Below are 21,038 nucleotides of genomic sequence, written 5' to 3'. Positions count from 1 at the left end.
TTAATGCTTAAAAAAAAGCCTTTTAAAATATATGCCTACGTTGCTTGCCTTGATCCAGATCAATTGCCCTGATAGTTTAGAGCCAATACTAATTAACGTAGCTTATCGATTTTAAAGAATTATCTGATAGTATAACTGCCGTTACGATAAATCTCATAACGTGCAGGAGCAGCAAACGTGGTACTGAAATGCAGTAAGTGCGGATGTAGGGGCTTCATTTTTACACCTTGCGCAAAACGACATGGTACGCATCATGGTGCCGTTTGTTTTAATTGTAATAAGCCACTAACGTTAATGGATATGTCGTTTAACAACGATGAGGGAGATGATTCAGCAGGAAAAACCACGCGGGGGCGTCCAGGTCGGGAGATAAATAGTCAGATGGGAAGAGATGAAAAGCACGCAAAAAGTGAAAGGTGACGGGAAATCCGCCACCTCACGATTGATCAGAACAGTACCTTAAATACGCCAGTCAGTGTCAGCAGCCCGACAATAAAAATAATCGCAATAATCCAAAGAATAATTTTCATTCCATTTTCCTCAATACATTTAGTGAACAAACGGTGTCGTTATTTGAGTATAGAAGACGATTCGCGGCTTCGCTGTTAACTCGCCTTGTACGACAGGATTTTTGTATTCGCGCCAGCTAGTTATCGTCTCCTGACAGAAAGAAATTATTGCAAGTACCTGAAAAATAATAATAATTTAAAATAATATTTTTTCGGGATTGCGATCACGATTTATCTTTTTTTGCAGAAAATTCTTAGTTAGCGCCTTTTTCCCTGGCTAAAATGAATGTGGATAATTTGCTTTAACGTCACTGATACGATTGATTAATGACAGGAGACTTTATGAGCACGATAGACAGCAGCATGGGCCGATACAGCCTGAAAGCTGAGCATGCTGGCAATCATATTCAGGGTTCAATCGCTATTAACGATGAGGGCGGCGCGCAGCTTACCCGGCAGGAGTTTGATGAGCATGACCTTGACGATGTCATCAACAATGTTGTTTACCCGGTTACCGGTGGTAATCGGGCCATCGCCAACGCCTTTCGGGAGCGGATGGTTGACGCCGGCTTTGATGTAACGCATCAGCATTGACAGTCCATGGGCCTCTTCACGAGGCCCTTATCCTCAGGCAATCGCCATACAGGTGAAACCTTTCCCCTCTGGTAAATAAACCTTTTAAATAGCGTATTGCCTTGATGTTGAGTCGCGCTGGCTATGCCTGCCTGCACGCATCTTCCCTCAAGGGTTCCCCTTTTCCTGTGTCAAAAATCCTGTTTGCGTTCTACTGCGGGAACCCGGCTGATAAAGCAGCCACTCATTTTCAGCGAATGCTCTTTTTTCGCCCTCGTTTGCCTCTTGTTTACAGGAAAAAAACATGAATACACCTGTTTCCAATTCATTCATTAATTCTGCCTCATCAGGGCTGGACTTCAGTTTACTGGACGAAAAATCGTTCTTGTCAGGCCCGAAAAGCGCTGCGGAGCAGCCAGCCGCAAAAGGTAGTAATCTCATTGATTTTAGCCAGTCCGGTAGCAAAGGAACCTCGATGGCAAGCCTTCTGAACCCGGAGACGGATGGTTTGGATAAGGGACAAAATAGCGAACTTTCTCAGGGGATAGCGCAGCTGGTCGCTGAAATCATGAAGGCGCTGATGCCGCTGCTACAACAAATTATGCAGGGCCAGCAGAGCGGAAATACGGACAGTAACGCGCAGGCGGGCGGTGCAGGCAGCACGCAAACGCCAGCGGGCAATTCGGAGGCAGACGCCGGCGATACGCCAGCAACGGCTTCACCGCCGGACAGCGCGCCAGACATGCCGGTGCTCTCCGCTGAGGACACACAAAGCGTCACACCGCCTGCCACCGCCGAAACCACGGCAAATTCACCGGCAATATCTACCAGCAGCGGCAGCGATTTACATCTGCCCGAGTCTCTGAAACCTTATGAAACTGATATTCAACACGCTGCACAATCAACCGGCGTGCCTGCTAACTTGCTGGCCGCGCAAATCTGGCAGGAGTCACGCGGTAATCTGGGCGCCAGCACGGTGAACGGCGGCAACGGCTTGCAGGATGCGGGACTGATGCAGGTGAACAGCAATACGTTTGCCGATTTACAAAGCAAAAATCCCGATCTGCTTGGCGCTAACGCCAGTCCGAACAATCCTCGCGACAACGTCATGGCAGGTGCTCTTTACATGAAAGAACAACTCAACGCCTTTGACGGCAACATGGGCGCGGCGCTGCGTGCTTATAACTCAGGGCCAAATAACGTCAATCTCGCCGACCTCAGCGATATTTCAAAAACCGGCACGGGTGATTCAACCTACGTTGATAAAGTCATGGGTTTTGCCAATACCATTGCCACCGGCAAAGGCGCGCTGCCAGCCTGATCGTCACAGGTTGCAGGCACTAAAAAAGGGGGCGCGAAGCCCCCTCTGTTTTGCAGTATGTTCAGCAGAATTATTTGGTGCTCTCTCCACCCTGCGCGCCGCCAGCACCGCCCTGAAGGGCAGAAAGAAGAGTGCCCAGACCCAGCATTTGCAGCGCGGTGCCCAGCTTACCAGTAACGCCACCTTCCTGATTGTCATTGGTATTCTGTGCCGCCGCTGGCGTGGATCCTTCACCGCCTGACTTACCGGTAGACTCGCCGCCTTCCGTAGACTGGCCCAGCAATTTCTTGATCATATCCATTAACTGGGTCAGCGTATCGCCGCCGGAAGCATTCTGAGTACTTTCGCTGCTGGGCTGCTGCTCGCTGGTCGCCTCGCCGGTCTTGCTGCCCTCACCCTCCTGGCCCAGCATCTTCTTAATCATCTCCATCAGCTGAGTCATGATATCGCCGCTGCCTTGCGTTCCGTTGCTGCCCTCAGTCTTGCTGCCCTCGGTTGGGGCGTTCGACTCGCCGTTACCGGCTTTTTCCCCGCCCTGGCTTTGACCCTTCAGCAGTTGCACGATGGCATTCAGCAGTTGTGTGATATTGCTCATGACGTTGTTGTCAGCCTGACCATCAGCGCCCTGACTGCCTTCGCTACCCTTGCTGGATTTGGCGGAGAATAAATTACTTCCCGGCTGCGTGCCGAAACTCAATCCGTCGCTCTTGCCAGTCGTTTGAGAAAGCATGTTAGAGCCATAGTCGAGCGCCTTGCCGCCGATACTCCCGCCGCCCTGCGAACCATTGTTGCGCGCGCCGTTAGGGCCGATATCCTGTCTGCCTTTACCAGACACATCAGGACCCGGCATATCTCCACCCGTCTTGCCGCTGAACATGCCGCCGTTACCGCCGCCAATTTTCATACCACCCATAGAGACCTCCGTTGATTGAAATGCATATTTCTGCGAGCAATTCGCCGTGATGGGAGCGTTTTGTCGCAGCTTTCTTCTCGGTTAATGGGTGGTAAGAGAGGGAAGAGAGTTCCATCGGGGCGATCTAAAGGAAAATTTTCCGCAATCTTCATCACACTTTCTTTACGATTAGTAATCGAAACAATGCACTTATTTACATTATTTAATCAGCAGGATAGCGAATTTTTGTAGGGATATCCCTACCTTGCCCGTAGGAGATCCCCACAACAACTTCAGATGAAACTGATAGGCGGCCTGTGCGAGGGTGGTAAATAGTAAACGAAAATTGAGTGTCGTTTTACGGAGCAATCCGAACCAGACACCGCTCCATCTCTTATTTCACATCAGGTCAAGCATTGAATTTTCATAATTCGTCTGAGGGAAGACAGGAGAGCATATGATTACGGGTAGTGAAAAACAGCTAAAAGGCCAGATTACCTGCCGTGATGTTACCGGTCGTCGTCAGGAAAGTTCTCTAACCGCCTGTGATGCGGGCATCCCAACGGCGGCAAACGACGCCGCTGCGCCGGATATTCATGCGCATTTGCATCAAATAGTAAATACGCTGGCGCCGTTAAAAGTGGATCTGCTGCTGGAAGGAGAAACCGGCACAGGGAAAGATACCCTCACCCGCCGCATCTATCAGCTATCCGGCGCGAAAGGACCGCTGGTGCCGGTTAACTGCGCCGCCATTCCGGAAAACCTCGCCGAAAGCGAATTATTCGGCGTGATGGCCGGTGCCTATACCGGCGCCAGTCACTCACGTGCAGGCTACATTGAAACGGCGGACAAAGGCATTCTGTTCCTTGATGAAATCGACAGCATGCCGCTTATTCTCCAGGCCAAGCTGCTACGCGTGCTGGAAACACGTTCAATACAGCGGCTGGGATCGACGCAGCCTGTTGGGCTGGATCTGCGTGTGATTGCTGCTTCACAGACGCCGCTGGCAGAACTGGTGGAACAGGGCCGTTTTCGCAGCGATCTCTTCTTCCGCCTCTCCACCATAAAAATTGAAACGCCGACCGTGCGCGCGCACGCGGAGCTGATCATTCCGCTGTTTCGCCGTTTTACGCAGGAAGCGGCAATGCGGTTAAAGCAGTCGGTGCCGCCGCGCTCGCTGCCGCTGGATGAAGCGCTGCTGCTGCATAGCTGGCCGGGAAATATCCGCGAACTGAAAGCCGCTGCGGAGCGCCATGTGCTGCGCCTGCCGCCGCTGCGTGATATTTCCCCCATGGATGGCGAAGCAACGCTGCTAAAAGATCGCCTGCGCCGTATCGAACGTAGTTTGATAAAAGAGTGCCTGGATCGTCACGGGCACAAAATTGATAACGTCGTTCACGAACTGGGCATTCCTCGCCGCACGCTTTATCACCGTATCAAAATACTGAACATCGTGGCCTGAGCCAGCGCCGGGGGGAACGGGATAAAAAATAATTTTGGAACCCTGCACATTTCGCTGCCACTTAATCACAGGAATGCAGTGTGAGATCCACCTCAGAGGAGCCGTCAGCAGCATGAGGTTTGGTGTAGCCACACCAACAGGGACAACGGCTCCACTGCAACACAGGTTGAAACGCAATAACGATCTCTTCAGCCGCGCACAGCCATTGACTTGCACTCTTTCTTCACTCTTTTCATCAGCATGAGCGAATAATTATGAAAATATCATCATCAGACTCAGGACTGGCACAAAACGATTTTTCCGGGCAATCAGCACTGCTACAACCTGAACAAACCGATATTGATTTCTTCTCTGCCCAGTTGAAGGAGGAGCCACAGGTCGAAAAAGTCTCAGCGCCAGGAAATGTGACGAATATGTTTAAAGGTCTGGCTGATTCAATGCATAACAACGATCAACAACGAAAAGAGACGCTTAAAGAGTTACAAACGGCGTCCCGATCTTCCAATATGGCCGAATTTAATCAGGCCAGCGCTGCCTTATCCGACTATTACATTGAAAACTTAATGAATGCCAAGATCGTCTCTAAAGGCGTGCAAAGCATTGATAAACTGACCAACTTACAATAGCGAATAAAATGAAAAACTTTCTGCTGAAATGGCTGCCGCTGCTGTCGCTGATGCTGCTGCTTACGGGCTGCGGCGATAAAACCGTGCTCTACAGCGGACTGGCTGAGAATGACGCCAACGATATTGTTGCGGAGTTGAATCAGCATCAGATTGCGGCGGAAAAACTGATTGATAAAAGCGGTATATCGGTGTCGGTAGACGCAGAAAATATTCAGCGAAGCGTAAAGATTCTTGATTCTGCCGGTCTTCCCCGCAAGGCGCGTACTAACCTGGGCGAGGTATTCCAGAAGAGTGGCGTCATCTCCAGCCCAATGGAAGAGCGCGCGCGCTATATTTACGCGCTTTCCCAGGAAGTGGAGTCGACGCTGGCGCAGATTGATGGCGTGGTAGTGGCGCGCGTGCATGTGGTGCTGCCTGAGCGTCTGGCGCCGGGCGAACCGATGCAGCCCGCTTCGGCTTCGGTATTTATTAAATACCACAACAATCTCGATCCCGACAGTATTGAGCCGCGTATTCGCCAGATGGTCGCCACCAGCATTCCCGGCCTGGCTGGCAAAACCAGTAAAGATCTGGCCATTGTGTTTGTTCCGGCGCAGACCTACGAGGATCGTATCGAAGTGGTAAAAATGGGGCCGTTCCAGCTGACGCCGGGCGAGTACTCGACGGTGAAATGGGTCTTTTCGCTGTTTGCCATTATGTTAATGATTGCTTTCGGCATTATGTTCCTGAAGCCTGGCAAAAAGCTGAAGGCGGGCAAGACAAAACCCGCAACGGCGGCAGGCAAGTAAACGATGGAGTGGAGTGAAGAGCAGGCCGGGCGCTGGCTGCACTGGTGGCACCAGGGTTACTGGCAGCAGGCGGATGCCAGCTGGCAGGAAAACAGTTTCTTTGCTCTGCTCCCGGAACAGCAGCAGCGGCTTTGCTGGCAGCATCCGCAGGCAGTCGCCACGGGGTTTGCCATTCGCCCTGCTCTGCCACCGGCTCCGCAGGCACGCCTGCTCGCCTTTATCGACCTGCCTGCCGACGCGCGCGCGCATTCGCTGGGGCTGCTGGCCGGGATCTGCGCGCCACAGTCAGCGCCGGAGATGCTCACCTCGGCCAATCTGATCTGGTGCCGGCGCCTGACAAAGGCGCTGCGCTGTGACAACTGGTTGAGCAATGACTGTTTTCATCCCTGGACAACGGGCAGCCTGTTATTGCTGCGCGGTCTGTCGCCGGAGAGCTGGCCACGGCTGCGCCTGCTTTTTCCCCGAGGGTGGGCAATGCAAGTCGATGAGTATCCCGCCGTTGCGCTACCGGCCTCCCGGCTGGCCGCGTTATGGGATGCGGTAATTTGGCAAATTCAGCAACCGGAGAGTGCTCTACATGTGGATCCGCAAGAAAATAATCCTGCTGAGTGACCCGCAGCTATCGCAAAGTAACGTGCTGACGCGTGAAGCGATTGCGGAACATCAGCAGGCGCTGACGGTGGTTCAACGTGCTGAAGAGCAGGCTCTGGAGCGTATCGCACAGGCTGAACGCCAGGCGAGTGCGTTGCTTGATGAGGCTCGTCAGCGCGTTGAACAGGCGCTGGAAGAGCAGATGAGCCAACAGCAACAGGATTTTATCACGCAGGCACAGCAGCTTTTTGACCATTGGCAGGAGCAGGAACAGCAGTGGCAGCATGCGCTGATGCCCAGGGCGGAAGCGCTGCTCACCCAGGCAATGAGTCAGTTGCTTGATGAACAGCCCGATGCGGCTCGCTTGCAGGCAATGCTCAGTCAGTTAGTCAAAGCACAGGGTCGCCAGGGCGCTGCCACGCTGATTTGCGCCCCGGCTCAGCAGTCCGCCATTGAAGAATGGCTGGCGGCACATCCACAACTGACATGGGAAGTCAGTACTGACGCAGCACTGGATGATGATGCGTTAATCCTCACCACCGGGCGCGGTGAACTTCACCTCAGTTGGAAACACATTTTCGACGCATTATTACCGGCTAATTAACCTTCTCTTTCCCGAACGTTCCTTGTCTGTTAACATTTTTTCCGGCAACGGGAACCGTGCATCGTTTCGCGCCACTCAACTCCAGACCCTCACAGGAGATAACACGATGAGCAACAACGATGCAATCCAACGCCGTTTAAGCAATCAGTTGAACCATGCGCGAAATGATATGTATCAGTTCGCACAAGACAGCCAGAATGGATCGGTAAACGTTAGCGACATTTACGCCTTCCAGAATGAAATGATGAACGTTTCCGGCGCCAACTGGGCGAATTCGCAGTATACCCAGTTCAAGCACGGTATGCGCAAGGCGATCATTGATGCCATCAACTGATGTTGCCGCGCTGATTGAGCAACAGTTAGAGAAAACCAGCGGCGAGCTGGCGCTGTTGATTGATGATATGCCCGTCAGTCTACAGCGCCGGCCCGGCGGCTGGTTTTATCTTGTTGAATTAACCCTCGGCGTTGAGATCAGCTTGCAGGTGATTGAACTCGCGCTGCGTCTTACCGCCCCTGCGCTGGTGCATTTTACCGCTAATGCCGCGGCGCTCTGCTTTAATCCGCAGAATGAGACGCTGAACCTGATAGTGCGCCTTAAGAACGATCAGACCGACTATGCTTTGTCTCTGCTGGAAAGCATCTGCAATCAGTGTGAAGTCTGGCAGGAAACCCTGCTAAGTGTGTTAACGCAGCAACGCGTTAAGATGTCCGTATAACAAGGAGAGAAGCGTGCGCAAGACGCTGACCACTTTACGACCATTTCGTCCACTCTTACTGGCAGTGGCGATTGGATTATCTGTTTCACACAGCTACGCGAATACCCCCGACGACTGGAAAGATGGCGCTTACGCCTACTCCGCAGACAACACGCCGCTCAGCGTCATTCTTCAGGACTTTGCCAGCAGCCATGGTGTGGATGCCAACGTTACCGGTCTGCCGGATACGTTTGTGACCGCCCGTCTCCGCTCCGATTCCGCCGAAGCCTTCCTCAATCGCCTCGCGCTGGAATATCGCTTTCAGTGGTTCGTTTATAACAATACGCTCTACGTCAGCCCGCAATCAGAACAGACCTCTCGCCGTTTGAAAATCAGCGCAGATGCTGCGCCGGATATCAAACAGGCGCTTGAAGGCGTGGGGCTACTTGAGCCGCGTTTCGGCTGGGGCGAACTGCCGGATGAGGGCGTGGTACTGGTGTCCGGGCCGCCCAAATATGTCGACATGATCGCCGATTTCAGTAAGAAATCGGAGCCGGAAGAGCCGAAAGAAGATAAACAAATGATGGCTTTTCCGCTGAAATATGCCGATGTGGCGGATCGCACGATAAAATTCCGCGATCAGACGCTGGTGGTTCCCGGTGTCGCGACCATGCTCAATGAGCTGTTAGGGCAAAATGCCGGCGGTTCAGCAAGTGGCATGACATTGACGCAGGATAATCAAAACAGCAACGAAGACAGTGCCTATCAGGCCATGCAAAGTCAAAGTCGCAACATCCTTAGTCAAATGATAGGCCGCAACACCCGTCTGAATCGTAATAAAGATGAAAGCCGGGTGGACGGCGCCGAATTGCAGGGTAAAGTTTCCGCCGACGTGCGTAACAATACCCTGCTGGTGCGCGACAATAAAAAACTGCGCAGCGAATATCAGCAACTGGTGCAGATGATTGACGTGCCGCAGAAGCTGGTGGAAATTGACGCGGTGATTATTGATATCGATCGCAACGAACTGGCACGACTCTCCTCCAACTGGTCGGGCCGCTTTGGCAACGTCACCGGCGGCTCGTCCATGCTGGGCGGCACCAGCACGCTGTTCGTCACCGACTTCAACCGCTTTTTCGCCGATATTCAGGCGCTGGAGGGTGAAGGCACGGCCTCTATTATTGCCAACCCTTCGGTACTGACGCTGGAAAATCAGCCGGCCGTTATCGACTTCAGCAATACCGCTTTCATTACCGCAATTGGCGAGCGCGTGGCGGATATCCGCGAGATCACCGCTGGCACCAGCCTGCGCGTAACGCCGCGCTCCATCGGCGATACGCCAGGCAAAACCTCGGTGCAGCTGGTGGTGGACGTGGAAGACGGCAAGCTGAATCAAAATACCGACGGCAGCGCCCAGGGCACGGAAAACGGCGTGATCAGCACGCAGGCGCTGGTGCAGGAAAAACGCTCGCTGGTGATGGGTGGATTCCACACTAAAGAAAGCGGCGATAATGAAGAGCGGATACCGATTCTGGGTAAAATCCCGTTGATCGGTAAGCTTTTCACCTCGAATAATCGCACCGCAACGCAGCGCGAGCGGCTGTTTATTATTACGCCGCATCTGATCGGCGACCAGGTCGATCCTTCGCGCTATGTTGACGCGGAAAACCGCGATCAGGTCAATGATACGCTGCGCGATATCAGTCGTCGCCATCAGTTTGGCGACATGAAACGGACCATTGAAAGCGCGATGCAGGATCTGGCGGAAGGCCGCGTGCCGGGCGGACTGAGCGCCAGCCAGAACGGCCTGAATCTGGGCTCACTGTGCAACATACCTTTCACCTTCCGCAGCAGCGCAAGGCACCAGTGGTATGGCAACAGCTCGATGCAGATTGCGGTGGGCGTGCTGACCAACACCAGCGGTAAAGAGGCACGTTTCGACGAGGCTTCCTGCCGCAGCGATCGTACGCTGGCCGTGTCGGCCTGGCCACATACCCGCCTGAAGCCAGGCGAATCCACCGAGGTTTACGTGGCCTATGACACGCAGATCCCGGCGCGACCGTCCCGCGTTTCGCTGCTGAAATCGCAGGATGGCTACGTGCCGGCACCGGCCGCCGTCAGTACATCGTCAACCCGCATGCTGTCGCGCTAATGAAGAAAGGAAGAGAGAAGATGAAAAAACCGCTGTGTGTGCTGGCGCTGGCCATGTTGCTGGCCGCCTGCGCCAACCCACGACTGCCCGGCTGTAACGATGTCTCCTGTCGTCCGGTATCGGACGATCACGCGATGACGATCTGGTGGCAGCCGGATATGCGTAATGGTCCCTTCGACTATACGCAGGCGTCGGTTAACGAATGAGCGAGGGGATTGTGGCTTTCCTGACGGCCTGGCAGCGCGGCGAAGGCTGTTGCCAGACGTTTCGACCCGGCAGCGAACTGGCTTTTTCGCCGCAGCCGCAACCCACGCTAACGCTCCGCATCCTGCCTTCTTTTCTGAGCGACTCACTGCTACGCCAGGTACTCACCTGGCGCTTTCAACACCCAGACCGCTATGATGGCTGCTTTATCAGTATTGAGGCGGATGGTTCACTTGCTGTGTGCTGTCATCCCTCGTCTGATGACGATCCCTATGCCTTAATCAGCATGCTGAGTTCGCTGCTGAATTTGCAGTAGCGCTATCGTTCCCCGTAAGAAGCCTCATCCCGGCCATAAACGCTGACAGAAAAATCACAACGGTGAAGTAATGAAATGCAGAGGTTTCAACGCATTCTTTGCGTCGGATAGCCTGTTATCCGCCGCAGAGAATGCCTGTCGTGTCTGCTGATGTTAACGGAGAAAGTATGAGGGGCTGACCTGTCAGCGGCGCTGCGATTAGAGGTAGAGCTGTGTGCGTACGCTGTCAGAAGGGTCAGGGTAATCAGAATTGCAGTTTACTTTGGGTAATTGCCGTATTTTCCTGCGATGACGCACTGGCAACAGTATTTGTCAGTAAGTTTTCAAAATCCGTTTGGTTTTTTTCCAACATATCCTGCTGCGTTTTCAGCCGGATATTATCCATTTGCTGAGCATAATCGGACTGGGCATCACCGGGTGAACTTAAGCTTTTATATGACATATAACGCTCCGCTTATCCTGGGTATCTGTTGGTATCAACAATCATACGGCAACGTTTACCGTTTAAATAATTGGAAAGGGCCATACGGCCCTTTTTTAAATTCGATATTCAGTACGTATGAATGATTAATACGTAATTTTGTTCTGGTTCGCCGCAGAAGCAGCGGTTGTTGCGCTGTTTGCCTGACCGTTGGATTTCGCCAACTGACGGTCCATTTCTGCTTTCTGCAGGTTATCCTGCTGCGTTTGCTTCATGATACCAGCCATATCAGAGGCGTAATCTGAGCCACTCTGGCTTTGCTCAAGCTGAGTTTTATTAGACTGTAAGCTGCTGGAAGCACCACCAAGGGATGTGCCGACGCTATCGTAACCCATGTTAATATCCTCTCGAAGTTGATATATGAATACTCATGCATTCGATTATTAAGTGGGAGAACCCACCGGATGGTTCCAAAAAAATCTCTTAATTTTCGTTTTTTTTTCGGCTCAAAAACTAAGTCGTTAATCTTCAATCTCAACGATGCCGTCCAGCTCCTGATTTTCCAGTTCCTTCAGCAGACGATAAACCTGAGCAACGGCCTTTAGCGTTTCGCGTGGAATATAGTCGCCCTCTTCTACGGTGCGGAACAGCGTGCGCGTCAGCCAGACAAAACGGATTACCGGCATATTGCGGTTTTGCGCCTCCTCAATAATATCCTGTGCTTCATACCCCTCGGACTTAAATACCATCCGCGGCAGCGGCGTCTCGCCGGGACGATAGTAGAGCCCGACGGCAAAGTGCGTAGGATTGACCAATACCATATCGACATCCTCCAGGGTCACGTCGCGCTTCAGCGGTTTTGGCGCCTCATTAAGGATTTCATGCGCCACTGATTTACGATGGCCTTTCATGTGCGGGTCGCCTTCGCTCTGCTTATATTCGTTGCGGATGTCTTCATGGCTCATGCGCTGCTGCTTGAGGAAGAAATACTTTTGCAGGCCAAAATCGAGCAGGCTCATCACCAGCAGCAGCACCAGCGTCTCCCGCACGATCTTCTTAAACAGCGCCAGCACTGACAACCAGAAGCCGTTGAGGTTATCACTGTATGCCAGCTGCGCCAGCGGGCCCAGATCCGGTTTGATGACCAGATAAAACACCACGCCAATAGCGATAGATTTCAGCACGCTGGTCAGCAGCGTCGTGAACTGTTTGGCGGAAAACATGTTTTTTATCTGACCGACAGGATTGAGCGCTTCAAATTTTGGCTCGAGCGCTTCGGTAGCAAACAGCGGACCAAACTGCACCCAGCCGCCAATGATACGCAGCAGAAAAATCAGCGCGCAGACGATGCCGCAGAAATAGAGCAGCACCATCACCCCATCCAGCACCACTTCCTGCACCGCATGACCAAAAGGATCGCTCAGACGGCTCAGCGGCAGCATGATCATTGCCTGCATGCGCTGCATTCCCCCCTCGGCCAGCGCAAAAATTGTCTCCATTACGCCAATACAGATAAGCAGCTTAGGAATATCGGGCGTTTGCCCGACCTGGCCTTTTTTTCGCGATTCTTTCAGTTTTTGGGAGGTGGCCTTTTCCGTTTTTTCTGCCATTACCGGCTCCCTTTACCCAATATATCCGTAAGCTGAGGGACCAGATCTTTCAGGTCGAACAGGCGCTCGTCGGCAACATAATTGAGAATTGGAAAATAGAGAACGAAAAACAGCATGCCCAACAGGCATTTTACCGGCATCGCCAGCACCGTCGCCTGAAGCTGCGGGCTGTAGATACTCAAAATGCCCACGCTGAAATCGACCAGCAGCAGCAGCGCCACCAGCGGTCCGGCATACAGCACGATATGCGTGAATATCCCGCCCAGCAGATCGAGATAGACGTTAAAACCTGCTTCTGAAGGCAGCGGCAGCCACTGCATCGGCGGCCACAGGCTGTAGCTGTCCCAGATAATTTGCGTCAGCGTTGAAAGGCCCAGCCCGACCACCAGCAGCAGAATAACGGTCTGCTGCATCAAAAAGCCCAGCGGCGTGGCGTCCGGCCCCAACTGCGGGTTGAGCTGACCGCCCATCAACGCGCCGCGCTGGTTATCGAACAGCGCGCCAACCGACTCAAACAGCCAGAACGGCATGGCCATGAGCAGGCCAATTATGACGCCGATGATCACCTCTTTTACCGCCAGTGCAGCCATCAGAAACATCGAAGGGTCGTTAATGGCTATCTGTTGTTGGATCATCGGCGCCGGAAACAGCGCCAGCGACAGCACAATAGCGGAACGCAGGCCGCCTTTGATCGCGTTGAAAGAGAAGACCGGTGAGAGCAGCAGGCAGGGGAAGATACGCGCCATCGACAACACAAGGGCAAGAATGAAGTAGTAGCCGTCGTGCAGGAGGTTATTCCACATATCAGTACTTTACGTTTGGCATCATGGCGAATGCGCTCTGCGCCAGTTCAATCAGCTCGACGCCGATCCAGCGGCCGGAGAGCGCCAGCGCCACGCCCACCGCCACCAGCTTGATGGCGAACGGCAGCGTCTGATCCTGCAACTGCATCACCGCCTGCAATAGCGACACGATGACGCCAACGATAACGGCCACGATCAGGGGAGGCGCAGAGAGCACCACCACTAACAGCATTGCCTGGCGAAACAGCGTCAAAATATCCATCGTTCCCTCATAAATAGCTGTAGAACAGGCCGTCGAGCAGTCGTGTCCAGCCGCTGACCAGCACGAACAGTAAAATTTTCAGCGGCAGCGAAATGGTCATCGGCGACACCATTTGCATACCCAACGCCAGCAGCACGTTGGAGACAATCAGGTCGACAACAATAAAGGGAATGAAAATCAAAAAGCCGATTTTAAAACCGTTCTGCAATTCCGAGAGCACAAAAGAGGGGATCAGCAGCAGCGGGCTTTCATGCGAAACGCTGTCTGCCATCTCTTTCGGCCACATGCGCTGCGCGTTTTCCTGAAGATGGATCAGGATATCCGGGTCGGTGTTTTTCACCATAAAGCGCTTCAGCGGTTCGGCGGCGTTGCTGACGGTATAATCCAGCCTTTCTGCGGACTGAGTGTCAATCGGCACCGTTTTCACCCGCTGGCTTATGTCATTAAATACCGGCGCCATGACAAACAGCGAGGCGGCAAGCGCAATACCATAAATAGCCATATTCGGGGGGATCTGCTGCACCCCCATGGCGTTACGCGTTAACATCAGCACCATCGATATTTTTAAAAAGCAGGTGCAGACAATCATCAGAATCGGCACCAGCGACAGCGCCCCAAGAAACAGGGCCAGCGTCATCGGGTTCATCGACAGTGAATCCATACGGCTACCAGGCGCCCCCGTTCATCGGGTTTTTGCTGACCGGCAGCACGTGCGTAATTTGCAAACCGAGCCTGCCCTCCACGTCCACCAGTTCACCTTTCGCCAGTGGATAGTCACCGTGGCAGAGCACGGCTTCGCCCGGCGTGACGTTTTCAATCATCACCATCGCGCCGGGCGTCAGCGTGGACAATTCGCCCAGCGTCAGCTTTAACTGGCCGCAGCGAACGGAAAGGGAGAGTGGCAACGGCGTAAAATCCGCGGTGCCCCCGGCCGCCCCGTCATCCCATTGAGGATCGGAATGATGTTGGTGGTCGTGCTCAAACTCGTCAGGTGTCAGGGTCACGTTAATTCTCTCCGTCTCGCTAAGATAAAAATGAGCCATCTCGCCGGGCTGCATCTGCAATTCGCCTTGCAGGTGCCAGCCGTTGCCTCGGAGGGTTCCCCGTCCGTCAGGGGTGAACCACTGCGTATCCGGCAGCACCACGTCCCCGCAGCGCAGGGACTGTAGCCCGGCAGGCGACAGCACTAATTCGCCGATAATCATCGGCAGCGTAAGCATCATGCTTTCCGGTAACGGTGACGCGTCCTGCTGCCAACCTGATTTATCCAAAAGCAGTGATAAACTCGCTGAAGAGAGGGCCAGCAGGCTTTGTGCGCGCTGTGTGCCCCACTCCAGCGTTAACGACAACAGGAAATCGCCCGTCCCGGCATTTTCCGTCTCTACGGATAAGTGGCCGAATAGCGCAAGAAGTTCGAAAGAAAGTTGCTGATTCCACCACGGCCAGTACCACGCCTGCTCCGGCGTCTGCGGCGCGGCGGCAAAACCGGGGCAGGTGGACATCAGCGCAAGAACAGGTTCCGGCTCAGAGAGCGCGAAGGCGCCTGCCTCGCAGCGAAAAGCGGTAAGGTCGGTCGGGTGCCGATCCTCCGCCAGTGCCAGCCGTAAAACGCCGGGCTCGCCGTCCAGCGTATAGTGATAAAACAGGCCGCCACCGAGCCGCTCTCTGACCCTCGCCTCGCTGGCGCTGACGTTACGCAATAATGTGCTCATCCTGCCTGCTCCTGCTCATCCGGCGAACGACGCTCGAAACGCAGGCGAACGCGGCTGTTCATTCGCTGGCGCAGCGACAGACGACACCGCTCCTGGTGCGGCAGCAACGCCTGCCAGGCGCCGGGTTGCAGGTGAAGCGCAATATCCCACCCGCCGCCGGGCAGCGCCGCCATATGGGCATCAACGTTGCCCAGCTTCGGCAGCATCAGAGTGAGCATCATCTCGCCCGGCGGCACATCGTGGAGCGCGGCGCTGAGCGCGGGCTCAATCTCCTGCCACAGCGCCATTGCCGGTGGGCCGCCCTGTGTCGCGGTCTCTTCTAATTCGCCAAAGCCCTGTTGGCCCGATCCACTTTCGCCAAAGGCCAACAGCGGCGTCATTACGTCATCGCTCTCATCCAGCAACGCACTGAACAGCGCGTTGTCTTCCTGCTGCGGGCGTTTCGACTCGCTGCGCGCTGTGCTGCGCGCGGGCGCGGCCTCGTCCTGGCTGCGAGCGGGCTGCGGCGCCAGCGTGGCGCGTGATTCACGGCGCTGTTCGCTGGTGCGCAGCCGGGCCAGCTGCGCTTCTGCACGATTACGACCGGCCTGTTGCTGAGCCTGCTGCTGATTTGCCTCTTTAATCCGCTGCTGTACAGCCGCCTGAGCAAGCGAACGAATCATCCCAACACCTCCTGCTGCAACAGATATTCCAGTTTTTCCATTTCGCGCATGCGCAGGCGCGTCTCCTGCTGCGCCTGCTCGACTTTACTCTGCCGTTCGCGCTGCTCAACCGCCAGCTGATGCAGGCCAAGCCGTTCGTTATCCACGCGCTCAAGCGCCTGATGTTCGCTTTCCAGCGCGCGATCGAGACGGAACTTTGCCTGGCTGATACCGCGATTTTTTCCATCAAATCCCTGGCGGATCTGCTGATAATCCTGCTGGCGTTGCGTCAGCCGCACCTCACCCTCGGCCGTTTTATCAATGACCTGTTGAAGCGCCCTCTCCTGTTCGCGCTGCTGACGCTCGCTGCGATTCAGGCGCTGGCGGCGGATCGGCAGCAGCATATTCAACGTTTTTTGTAGCTCAATGGCAGCGGCATCGGCTTCAATTTCTGGTTCTGGATTAGCGTGACGGCGCATAGCGGCTTACCTCGGAAAGTTGAGAACAGGTCTGGTCAAACGTGGAAGGATCGCGCATCGCCTGTTGCAGATAGCCGTTAATGGCGTCCTGCGCGTCCACGGCGGCATCGGTCAGGCTGTCGTTGCCCGGCTGGTACTCGCCCAGGCGGATCAGCATCTCCACCTGCTGCCAGGCCGCCATCAGTCGGCGAACCGACGTGGCTTCGCTGACCTGCTGTCGCTCCACCACGTTCGTCATGGTTCGGCTCAGGCTGGCCAGTACGTCAATGGCCGGATAGTGCCCGCGCTCCGCCAGTTTTCGCGTCAGCACGATGTGGCCGTCAATCAGCGATCGCACCTCATCGGCCACCGGATCGTTCATCGAATCCTGCTCAATCAGCACCGAATAGAGCGCGGTAATAGCGCCGGTCGAGGTTTGGCCGGCGCGCTCAAGCAGCGTCGGCAACAGCGTATACACCGACGGCGGCAGGCCGCCGCGCCCCGGCGGTTCACCCAGCGCCAGACCAATTTCACGCTGGGCACGGGCAAAACGTGTCAACGAGTCAAGGATCAGCAGGACGCTCTTACCCTCGTCGCGAAACGCTTCGGCAATGGCGGTGGCGGTAAAGGCCGCGCGGGCGCGCTCCATGCTGCTGCGGTCAGAGGTGGCGCAGAGCAGCACCGTACGACTGCGCAGTTCGCTGTCCAGCTCGTGGTCGAGAAATTCGCGCAGTTCGCGTCCACGCTCGCCAATCAGGCCAAAGACGATCACGTCGCAGGGCGTGTTGCGCGCCAGTTCCGCCAGCAGCGTGGTTTTACCACAGCCCGCCCCGGCAAAAATGCCGACGCGCTGACCGACGCCGAGGGTCAGCAGACCGTCAATCGCCCGCATGCCGGTGGGCAGCGGCGTATCAATGCGCGGGCGCTCGGTCGGCGGCGGCGCGTCGCCCAGTACCGTTTTCACGCCGTCGCGGTGGCGGTCTTCCGGCTGCGCAAAGGCGCTGATGCTGCCTGCCTCAATAGGCCGGCCAAAGCCGTCAAGCACGCTGCCCAGGAGATCGTCAGAAACGCGGATGCTGTGCGGCAGATAGAGCGGCGTCACGCGCGCGCCCTGTGCGATGCCATCAAGCTGGCCCAGCGCCGAAAGCAGCGTGTGCTGAGGATTAAAACCCACCACTTCCGCCAGTACGCGGGTGTTGTTTTTCCCCTCGATGCGGCAGAGATCGCCAATACGCGCGCCGGGCAGGCTGCTCTCCAGCAGGATGCCGCTGATACCGGTAATACGGCCAAAAATCTCCACCGGCGCGAAACCCGCCAGACGCTGCTGGTGCGCGTCAAACCATGCATCAAGCTGCGCCTGCATTACCAGTTCACCTTGATATGATCGCGTCCGGCGAATTCCACCTCCGATGAGGTGATCGCCACCAGGCGCAGTTCATCCTTTTGATCGCCAATAAACAGGCGCTCTCCGGTATCGGTCACCACGTTGGCGCGTTTGCCGGTAGTAATCTGCACGATGCGAAACGGCAGCTTCGCATTGTACTGGCGCGTATTGTTAACCAGTTTAGGAATGACGTTGTACTGCGCCTGAAATCGCACCAGCATCCGTTCCAGAATCTGCAACTGGTCTTTATTCAGTTCGCCGTTGAGCACCATTTTCCCTTTGCCCATATCAATTTTCACGCCGGGCGTCAGGCCACGATCGCGCAGCATTGCCAGCAGCGGCGGGCGCACTTCCTGAAGCGTTTCCAGCACCTGGCGATTCGAACCGGTGGTCGACGTTTGCGCGACGGTCGGCTGAAGGATCCAACTGATAATGGTGAAGCTCAGCAGCAGGATCAGGCTTACTGACAGCACCTGCACGCCGCGCGAGAAGGTGCGCGACGGCGCAGGCGCCGCTTCCTGCACCGCCGCAGTAGTAGTTGCTGGCGCCGCGTCAGCCAGCGGCTGCGGCGCGGCGGTCATCGCTTCCCACGGTTGTTCCGCAGGCGACAGGCTCAGCCACACGTCACCCAGCGCAAACGGCTGGTCAGGCGGCAGCGGATCGAACAGCTCGCTCTCTTTACCGTCGGGGGTATACAGCTTTCCTTCCGCCGCGCGAAGCTGCCAGCGTTCGTCGGCAAAAAAAAGCGTGGCGTGATGTGCGGCCACGCCGCTGTCGGTCAGCAACAGATCGGCATCGAAGCCCTGGCCGAGCGTCCATTCACCGCCCATAACGGGTAGCGCCGCCCCCTGGTGACGGCCCGTAAGCACGCGTAACTCAAACATAATCAGCTCCCTAAGCATCAAAGGATTCGGCTGAATCTTCCAGATCGAGTCGACCCACCACATTTATCGACAGGTTCGACTGTAGTTCAGCGAACGACAGTACCGGTACCTGATGGAACTCATCCTGAATCAGGCCACGCAGCGGACTGCGCAGATCCTGCGCCACCAGCAGCACGGCAAAAGCCGGATTGCCAGGGGCAAAAGCGTTACGCAGGTGCGCCAGAATGGCCATGTTCTGCTCCTGCGTGAGGGCAAAAAAGACTTCGCTCTGCGTTTGCCGCAGCGCGTCGCGCAGATCTTCTTCCAGTTCCGGCGTCAGCAGCCAGACGTGCAGACCATCATCCTGGCTGTACTGGTAGCAGATGTGTTCTTTCATCGAAATGCGCACCAGATCGGTCAGCAGGCTGATATCGCGTTCATGTTGACCGTGCTCAATCAACGCTTCGGCTATCGCGCGCACCGAGCGCAGCGGGATGCGTTCTGATACCAGGTTTTGCAACACGCTGGAGAAGCGCGCGATAGGCATGACGCGCTGAAGCTCCTGCGCCAGCTCCGGCTGCTCCGCTTCCAGCCAGCCCATCAGCGCCCGCGTCTCCTGTAGGCCGATAAAATGCGGTGCGCTGGCGTGAATGGCGTTTTCCATCCGCTGCATCAGCACATCGTGGAAATTCTGACGCGGCACGTCTTCGTTTTGCAGCAGCGTATGATCGGGCGGCAGCCACAGCAGTTCGCTTTCACGGCGCGCTTCGCTGCCTTCCACCACGCCTTCTTCCTCTGCCAGGTGGGCATATTCGCGGCGGTTCACCGCCTGAAGCGGCACGTTGAAGGTGCCGACTACCCTGGGGATTTCATAAACCGAGTAGCGGAACTCGTCGGCGGGCAGCTGATCCTGGAACTCAATATCAAATGCGGGCAGCGTAAAGCCGTAGTTATAGACGATGCTGTTACGCATCCGGCGAATCGCCTGCACCAGATCCAGCGTTTCCGCCGTGCCCCTTGCGCTGCTGTGAAACTGCAACAGATAAGGACGTGTCGGATTGAACTGGCGCAGATCTTCGGTGCCGTTCAGCTCTGGCGGAATCACTTCATTTTCCATCTGCGGCTGACCGGCAATCAGCTCACGCCGGGCGCGCCAGACCTGAAAACTGCCGGTGGCCAGCGTCAGCACCGCCAGAATGATAAAGACGCCGGTCGGCATGCCCGGCAGAAGTGCGAAGCCAAACATGCCAATGGAGGAAAGGATCCAGGCTTTCGGCTGGCTGGTCAGCTGTTCGGCGATTTCGCGGCCTATATTGTTATCGACGGTGTTTGGGTCGCTATCCGAAGAGACGCGGGTGATGATCATGCCGGCCGTAAGCGAGATAAGCAGCGCCGGAATTTGCGCAATCAGGCCATCGCCGATGGTCAGTACCGAATAGGTGTGCATCGCGTCGCCGGCGGGCATTCCCAACTGCATTACGCCGATGCTGAAACCGCCAATCAGGTTAATAAACAGGATCACCAGTCCGGCGATGGCATCACCTTTCACAAATTTCATTGCGCCGTCCATTGCGCCAAACAGCTGGCTCTCTTTCGCCAGATCGACACGGCGGCGTTTTGCCGTATTTACGTCAATCATTCCGGCGCGCAGGTCGCTGTCAATGGACATTTGTTTGCCCGGCATCGCATCCAGCGTGAAGCGCGCAGCCACTTCCGCCACCCTCTCCGAACCTTTGGTAATGACCAGGAAGTTCACCACGGTGAGGATTAAAAACATGACCATCCCCACGGCCAGATTACCGCCTACCACGAACGTCCCGAAGGCGGCAACGATGTGTCCGGCGTCCTGCTGCACGAGGATCTGACGCGTGGTTGAAATCGACAGCGCCAGGCGAAACATGGTGGTCAGCAGCAGCACCGCCGGGAAGGTGGAGAACGCCAGCGGCTTGGGCAGGTACATTGCCAGTACCACCAGCAGCGAGGAGATACAGATATTCACGGCAATCAGCGTATCGATCAGCCCCAGCGGTAGCGGGATGATCAGCATAAACACGATCGCCATGGCAAACATGGCGCCGATAATTTCGGAGCGCTGCATGGCGCCAAGCGCGATACGATTTAGAATCAAAAAAATGCCGTTCATACCCGTCT

Annotated in this window: 27 protein-coding genes; 12 read left to right on the top strand and 15 right to left on the bottom strand. The window is 55.4% G+C overall.

Going from position 1 to position 21,038, the window contains the following annotated elements:
* Window positions 1-446: 446 nt before the first annotated feature.
* The gene (locus tag GS12_RS25380) at window positions 447-530 is read right to left on the bottom strand and encodes a small membrane protein YohP (RefSeq protein ID WP_445084017.1); all 84 of its coding nucleotides are present in this window, start codon (window positions 528-530) and stop codon (window positions 447-449) included.
* 321 nt (window positions 531-851) lie between these two features.
* Between GS12_RS25380 and GS12_RS10490 the strand changes: the two genes are divergently transcribed.
* Window positions 852-1,103, top strand: coding sequence for a hypothetical protein (locus GS12_RS10490; RefSeq protein ID WP_034913271.1), 252 nt, complete (start codon window positions 852-854; stop codon window positions 1,101-1,103).
* A 147-nt stretch (window positions 1,104-1,250) separates the two neighbouring features.
* Here GS12_RS10490 and GS12_RS24600 read toward each other — a convergent pair whose 3' ends face one another.
* Entirely contained in the window at window positions 1,251-1,523 is a 273-nt protein-coding gene (locus GS12_RS24600) for a hypothetical protein (protein ID WP_160279914.1), read from the bottom strand.
* 34 nt (window positions 1,524-1,557) lie between these two features.
* Between GS12_RS24600 and GS12_RS10485 the strand changes: the two genes are divergently transcribed.
* Window positions 1,558-2,403 (top strand): lytic transglycosylase domain-containing protein, encoded by an 846-nt coding sequence (locus GS12_RS10485; protein ID WP_160279913.1) that lies wholly within the window; start codon window positions 1,558-1,560, stop codon window positions 2,401-2,403.
* 70 nt (window positions 2,404-2,473) lie between these two features.
* Here GS12_RS10485 and GS12_RS10480 read toward each other — a convergent pair whose 3' ends face one another.
* Window positions 2,474-3,316 carry a hypothetical protein gene (locus tag GS12_RS10480; RefSeq protein WP_034913266.1) on the bottom strand — a complete coding sequence of 281 codons (843 nt, stop codon included), beginning with the start codon at window positions 3,314-3,316 and terminating at the stop codon, window positions 2,474-2,476.
* A 436-nt stretch (window positions 3,317-3,752) separates the two neighbouring features.
* Here GS12_RS10480 and GS12_RS10475 point away from each other — a divergent pair, with 436 nt between their 5' ends.
* The 10 genes from GS12_RS10475 (at window position 3,753) to GS12_RS10430 (ending at window position 10,733) form a co-directional block, all read left to right on the top strand.
* Window positions 3,753-4,757: a sigma 54-interacting transcriptional regulator gene (locus tag GS12_RS10475; RefSeq protein WP_082212574.1), complete on the top strand. Its 1,005-nt coding sequence runs from the start codon at window positions 3,753-3,755 to the stop codon at window positions 4,755-4,757.
* Window positions 4,758-5,011: 254 nt separating this feature from the next.
* Window positions 5,012-5,383, top strand: coding sequence for an EscI/YscI/HrpB family type III secretion system inner rod protein (locus GS12_RS10470; RefSeq protein WP_034913264.1), 372 nt, complete (start codon window positions 5,012-5,014; stop codon window positions 5,381-5,383).
* 8 nt (window positions 5,384-5,391) lie between these two features.
* A complete protein-coding gene (sctJ, locus tag GS12_RS10465) occupies window positions 5,392-6,171 on the top strand; it encodes a type III secretion system inner membrane ring lipoprotein SctJ (protein ID WP_034913262.1) in 780 nt (259 codons plus the stop codon).
* A 3-nt stretch (window positions 6,172-6,174) separates the two neighbouring features.
* Entirely contained in the window at window positions 6,175-6,783 is a 609-nt protein-coding gene (locus GS12_RS10460) for a hypothetical protein (protein ID WP_052118422.1), read from the top strand.
* Window positions 6,749-7,366, top strand: a complete 618-nt coding sequence (gene sctL, locus GS12_RS10455; RefSeq protein ID WP_034946612.1) for a type III secretion system stator protein SctL — start codon at window positions 6,749-6,751, stop codon at window positions 7,364-7,366. The genes GS12_RS10460 and sctL overlap by 35 nt, the downstream gene beginning before the upstream one ends.
* A 106-nt stretch (window positions 7,367-7,472) precedes the next feature.
* Window positions 7,473-7,700 (top strand): HrpF protein, encoded by a 228-nt coding sequence (locus GS12_RS10450; protein WP_034913260.1) that lies wholly within the window; start codon window positions 7,473-7,475, stop codon window positions 7,698-7,700.
* The gene (locus GS12_RS10445) at window positions 7,687-8,082 is read left to right on the top strand and encodes a hypothetical protein (protein ID WP_034913257.1); all 396 of its coding nucleotides are present in this window, start codon (window positions 7,687-7,689) and stop codon (window positions 8,080-8,082) included. The genes GS12_RS10450 and GS12_RS10445 overlap by 14 nt, the downstream gene beginning before the upstream one ends.
* 25 nt (window positions 8,083-8,107) lie before the next feature.
* The gene (sctC, locus tag GS12_RS10440) at window positions 8,108-10,213 is read left to right on the top strand and encodes a type III secretion system outer membrane ring subunit SctC (RefSeq protein ID WP_034919007.1); all 2,106 of its coding nucleotides are present in this window, start codon (window positions 8,108-8,110) and stop codon (window positions 10,211-10,213) included.
* Window positions 10,214-10,233: 20 nt separating this feature from the next.
* Window positions 10,234-10,419 carry an HrpT family type III secretion system protein gene (gene hrpT / locus GS12_RS10435; RefSeq protein ID WP_034913255.1) on the top strand — a complete coding sequence of 62 codons (186 nt, stop codon included), beginning with the start codon at window positions 10,234-10,236 and terminating at the stop codon, window positions 10,417-10,419.
* A complete protein-coding gene (locus GS12_RS10430) occupies window positions 10,416-10,733 on the top strand; it encodes a hypothetical protein (protein ID WP_034946609.1) in 318 nt (105 codons plus the stop codon). Before hrpT ends, GS12_RS10430 begins: the two co-directional genes overlap by 4 nt.
* A gap of 244 nt (window positions 10,734-10,977) precedes the next feature.
* Here GS12_RS10430 and GS12_RS10425 read toward each other — a convergent pair whose 3' ends face one another.
* The 12 genes from GS12_RS10425 to sctV all read right to left on the bottom strand — a co-directional run bounded on the left by GS12_RS10425 (window position 10,978) and on the right by sctV (window position 21,030).
* A complete protein-coding gene (locus GS12_RS10425) occupies window positions 10,978-11,175 on the bottom strand; it encodes a hypothetical protein (protein ID WP_034913250.1) in 198 nt (65 codons plus the stop codon).
* Between the two features lie 125 nt (window positions 11,176-11,300).
* On the bottom strand, window positions 11,301-11,549 hold the full coding sequence (locus GS12_RS10420) for a hypothetical protein (RefSeq protein WP_034913246.1): 249 nt from the start codon (window positions 11,547-11,549) through the stop codon (window positions 11,301-11,303).
* Between the two features lie 126 nt (window positions 11,550-11,675).
* Window positions 11,676-12,764: a type III secretion system export apparatus subunit SctU gene (gene sctU / locus GS12_RS10415; protein WP_034946606.1), complete on the bottom strand. Its 1,089-nt coding sequence runs from the start codon at window positions 12,762-12,764 to the stop codon at window positions 11,676-11,678.
* The gene (gene sctT, locus GS12_RS10410) at window positions 12,764-13,567 is read right to left on the bottom strand and encodes a type III secretion system export apparatus subunit SctT (protein ID WP_034913239.1); all 804 of its coding nucleotides are present in this window, start codon (window positions 13,565-13,567) and stop codon (window positions 12,764-12,766) included. The genes sctU and sctT overlap by 1 nt, the downstream gene beginning before the upstream one ends.
* A 1-nt stretch (window position 13,568) precedes the next feature.
* The gene (gene sctS / locus GS12_RS10405) at window positions 13,569-13,829 is read right to left on the bottom strand and encodes a type III secretion system export apparatus subunit SctS (protein WP_034913236.1); all 261 of its coding nucleotides are present in this window, start codon (window positions 13,827-13,829) and stop codon (window positions 13,569-13,571) included.
* A gap of 7 nt (window positions 13,830-13,836) precedes the next feature.
* Window positions 13,837-14,490, bottom strand: coding sequence for a type III secretion system export apparatus subunit SctR (gene sctR, locus GS12_RS10400; RefSeq protein ID WP_034913234.1), 654 nt, complete (start codon window positions 14,488-14,490; stop codon window positions 13,837-13,839).
* 4 nt (window positions 14,491-14,494) lie between these two features.
* On the bottom strand, window positions 14,495-15,541 hold the full coding sequence (gene sctQ, locus GS12_RS10395) for a type III secretion system cytoplasmic ring protein SctQ (protein WP_052118421.1): 1,047 nt from the start codon (window positions 15,539-15,541) through the stop codon (window positions 14,495-14,497).
* Window positions 15,538-16,203, bottom strand: coding sequence for a type III secretion system HrpP C-terminal domain-containing protein (locus GS12_RS22990; RefSeq protein WP_052118420.1), 666 nt, complete (start codon window positions 16,201-16,203; stop codon window positions 15,538-15,540). Before GS12_RS22990 ends, sctQ begins: the two co-directional genes overlap by 4 nt.
* Window positions 16,200-16,661 (bottom strand): hypothetical protein, encoded by a 462-nt coding sequence (locus tag GS12_RS10385; RefSeq protein WP_034913231.1) that lies wholly within the window; start codon window positions 16,659-16,661, stop codon window positions 16,200-16,202. Before GS12_RS10385 ends, GS12_RS22990 begins: the two co-directional genes overlap by 4 nt.
* Window positions 16,645-18,003, bottom strand: coding sequence for a type III secretion system ATPase SctN (gene sctN, locus GS12_RS10380; RefSeq protein ID WP_034913228.1), 1,359 nt, complete (start codon window positions 18,001-18,003; stop codon window positions 16,645-16,647). The genes GS12_RS10385 and sctN overlap by 17 nt, the downstream gene beginning before the upstream one ends.
* Entirely contained in the window at window positions 18,003-18,908 is a 906-nt protein-coding gene (locus tag GS12_RS10375; RefSeq protein ID WP_034946642.1) for an FHA domain-containing protein, read from the bottom strand. The genes sctN and GS12_RS10375 overlap by 1 nt, the downstream gene beginning before the upstream one ends.
* A 10-nt stretch (window positions 18,909-18,918) precedes the next feature.
* Entirely contained in the window at window positions 18,919-21,030 is a 2,112-nt protein-coding gene (gene sctV, locus GS12_RS10370) for a type III secretion system export apparatus subunit SctV (RefSeq protein ID WP_034946603.1), read from the bottom strand.
* Window positions 21,031-21,038 lie beyond the last annotated feature (8 nt).

Origin of the sequence: Erwinia oleae (genome assembly GCF_000770305.1) — a bacterium.
GTDB lineage: Bacteria > Pseudomonadota > Gammaproteobacteria > Enterobacterales > Enterobacteriaceae > Erwinia > Erwinia oleae.
The sequence above is the reverse complement of the archived record's forward strand: the minus strand, read 5'-3'. Positions and strand labels throughout refer to the sequence as shown.

Excerpts from the sequence above, each read along its gene's own strand:
- sctQ (WP_052118421.1), bottom strand. The coding sequence starts at position 15,541 with ATGAGCACATTATTGCGTAACGTCAGCGCCAGCGAGGCGAGGGTCAGA.
- GS12_RS10430 (WP_034946609.1), top strand. The coding sequence starts at position 10,416 with ATGAGCGAGGGGATTGTGGCTTTCCTGACGGCCTGGCAGCGCGGCGAA.
- sctU (WP_034946606.1), bottom strand. The coding sequence starts at position 12,764 with ATGGCAGAAAAAACGGAAAAGGCCACCTCCCAAAAACTGAAAGAATCG.
- GS12_RS10450 (WP_034913260.1), top strand. The coding sequence starts at position 7,473 with ATGAGCAACAACGATGCAATCCAACGCCGTTTAAGCAATCAGTTGAAC.
- GS12_RS10490 (WP_034913271.1), top strand. The coding sequence starts at position 852 with ATGAGCACGATAGACAGCAGCATGGGCCGATACAGCCTGAAAGCTGAG.
- hrpT (WP_034913255.1), top strand. The coding sequence starts at position 10,234 with ATGAAAAAACCGCTGTGTGTGCTGGCGCTGGCCATGTTGCTGGCCGCC.
- GS12_RS10470 (WP_034913264.1), top strand. The coding sequence starts at position 5,012 with ATGAAAATATCATCATCAGACTCAGGACTGGCACAAAACGATTTTTCC.
- GS12_RS22990 (WP_052118420.1), bottom strand. The coding sequence starts at position 16,203 with ATGATTCGTTCGCTTGCTCAGGCGGCTGTACAGCAGCGGATTAAAGAG.
- GS12_RS10480 (WP_034913266.1), bottom strand. The coding sequence starts at position 3,316 with ATGGGTGGTATGAAAATTGGCGGCGGTAACGGCGGCATGTTCAGCGGC.
- GS12_RS10445 (WP_034913257.1), top strand. The coding sequence starts at position 7,687 with ATGCCATCAACTGATGTTGCCGCGCTGATTGAGCAACAGTTAGAGAAA.
- GS12_RS10420 (WP_034913246.1), bottom strand. The coding sequence starts at position 11,549 with ATGGGTTACGATAGCGTCGGCACATCCCTTGGTGGTGCTTCCAGCAGC.
- sctV (WP_034946603.1), bottom strand. The coding sequence starts at position 21,030 with ATGAACGGCATTTTTTTGATTCTAAATCGTATCGCGCTTGGCGCCATG.
- GS12_RS10425 (WP_034913250.1), bottom strand. The coding sequence starts at position 11,175 with ATGTCATATAAAAGCTTAAGTTCACCCGGTGATGCCCAGTCCGATTAT.
- GS12_RS25380 (WP_445084017.1), bottom strand. The coding sequence starts at position 530 with ATGAAAATTATTCTTTGGATTATTGCGATTATTTTTATTGTCGGGCTG.
- GS12_RS10385 (WP_034913231.1), bottom strand. The coding sequence starts at position 16,661 with ATGCGCCGTCACGCTAATCCAGAACCAGAAATTGAAGCCGATGCCGCT.
- sctL (WP_034946612.1), top strand. The coding sequence starts at position 6,749 with ATGTGGATCCGCAAGAAAATAATCCTGCTGAGTGACCCGCAGCTATCG.
- sctJ (WP_034913262.1), top strand. The coding sequence starts at position 5,392 with ATGAAAAACTTTCTGCTGAAATGGCTGCCGCTGCTGTCGCTGATGCTG.
- sctN (WP_034913228.1), bottom strand. The coding sequence starts at position 18,003 with ATGCAGGCGCAGCTTGATGCATGGTTTGACGCGCACCAGCAGCGTCTG.
- sctS (WP_034913236.1), bottom strand. The coding sequence starts at position 13,829 with ATGGATATTTTGACGCTGTTTCGCCAGGCAATGCTGTTAGTGGTGGTG.
- sctR (WP_034913234.1), bottom strand. The coding sequence starts at position 14,490 with ATGGATTCACTGTCGATGAACCCGATGACGCTGGCCCTGTTTCTTGGG.
- GS12_RS10475 (WP_082212574.1), top strand. The coding sequence starts at position 3,753 with ATGATTACGGGTAGTGAAAAACAGCTAAAAGGCCAGATTACCTGCCGT.
- GS12_RS10485 (WP_160279913.1), top strand. The coding sequence starts at position 1,558 with ATGGCAAGCCTTCTGAACCCGGAGACGGATGGTTTGGATAAGGGACAA.
- GS12_RS10375 (WP_034946642.1), bottom strand. The coding sequence starts at position 18,908 with ATGTTTGAGTTACGCGTGCTTACGGGCCGTCACCAGGGGGCGGCGCTA.
- GS12_RS10460 (WP_052118422.1), top strand. The coding sequence starts at position 6,175 with ATGGAGTGGAGTGAAGAGCAGGCCGGGCGCTGGCTGCACTGGTGGCAC.
- GS12_RS24600 (WP_160279914.1), bottom strand. The coding sequence starts at position 1,523 with ATGAGATTACTACCTTTTGCGGCTGGCTGCTCCGCAGCGCTTTTCGGG.
- sctT (WP_034913239.1), bottom strand. The coding sequence starts at position 13,567 with ATGTGGAATAACCTCCTGCACGACGGCTACTACTTCATTCTTGCCCTT.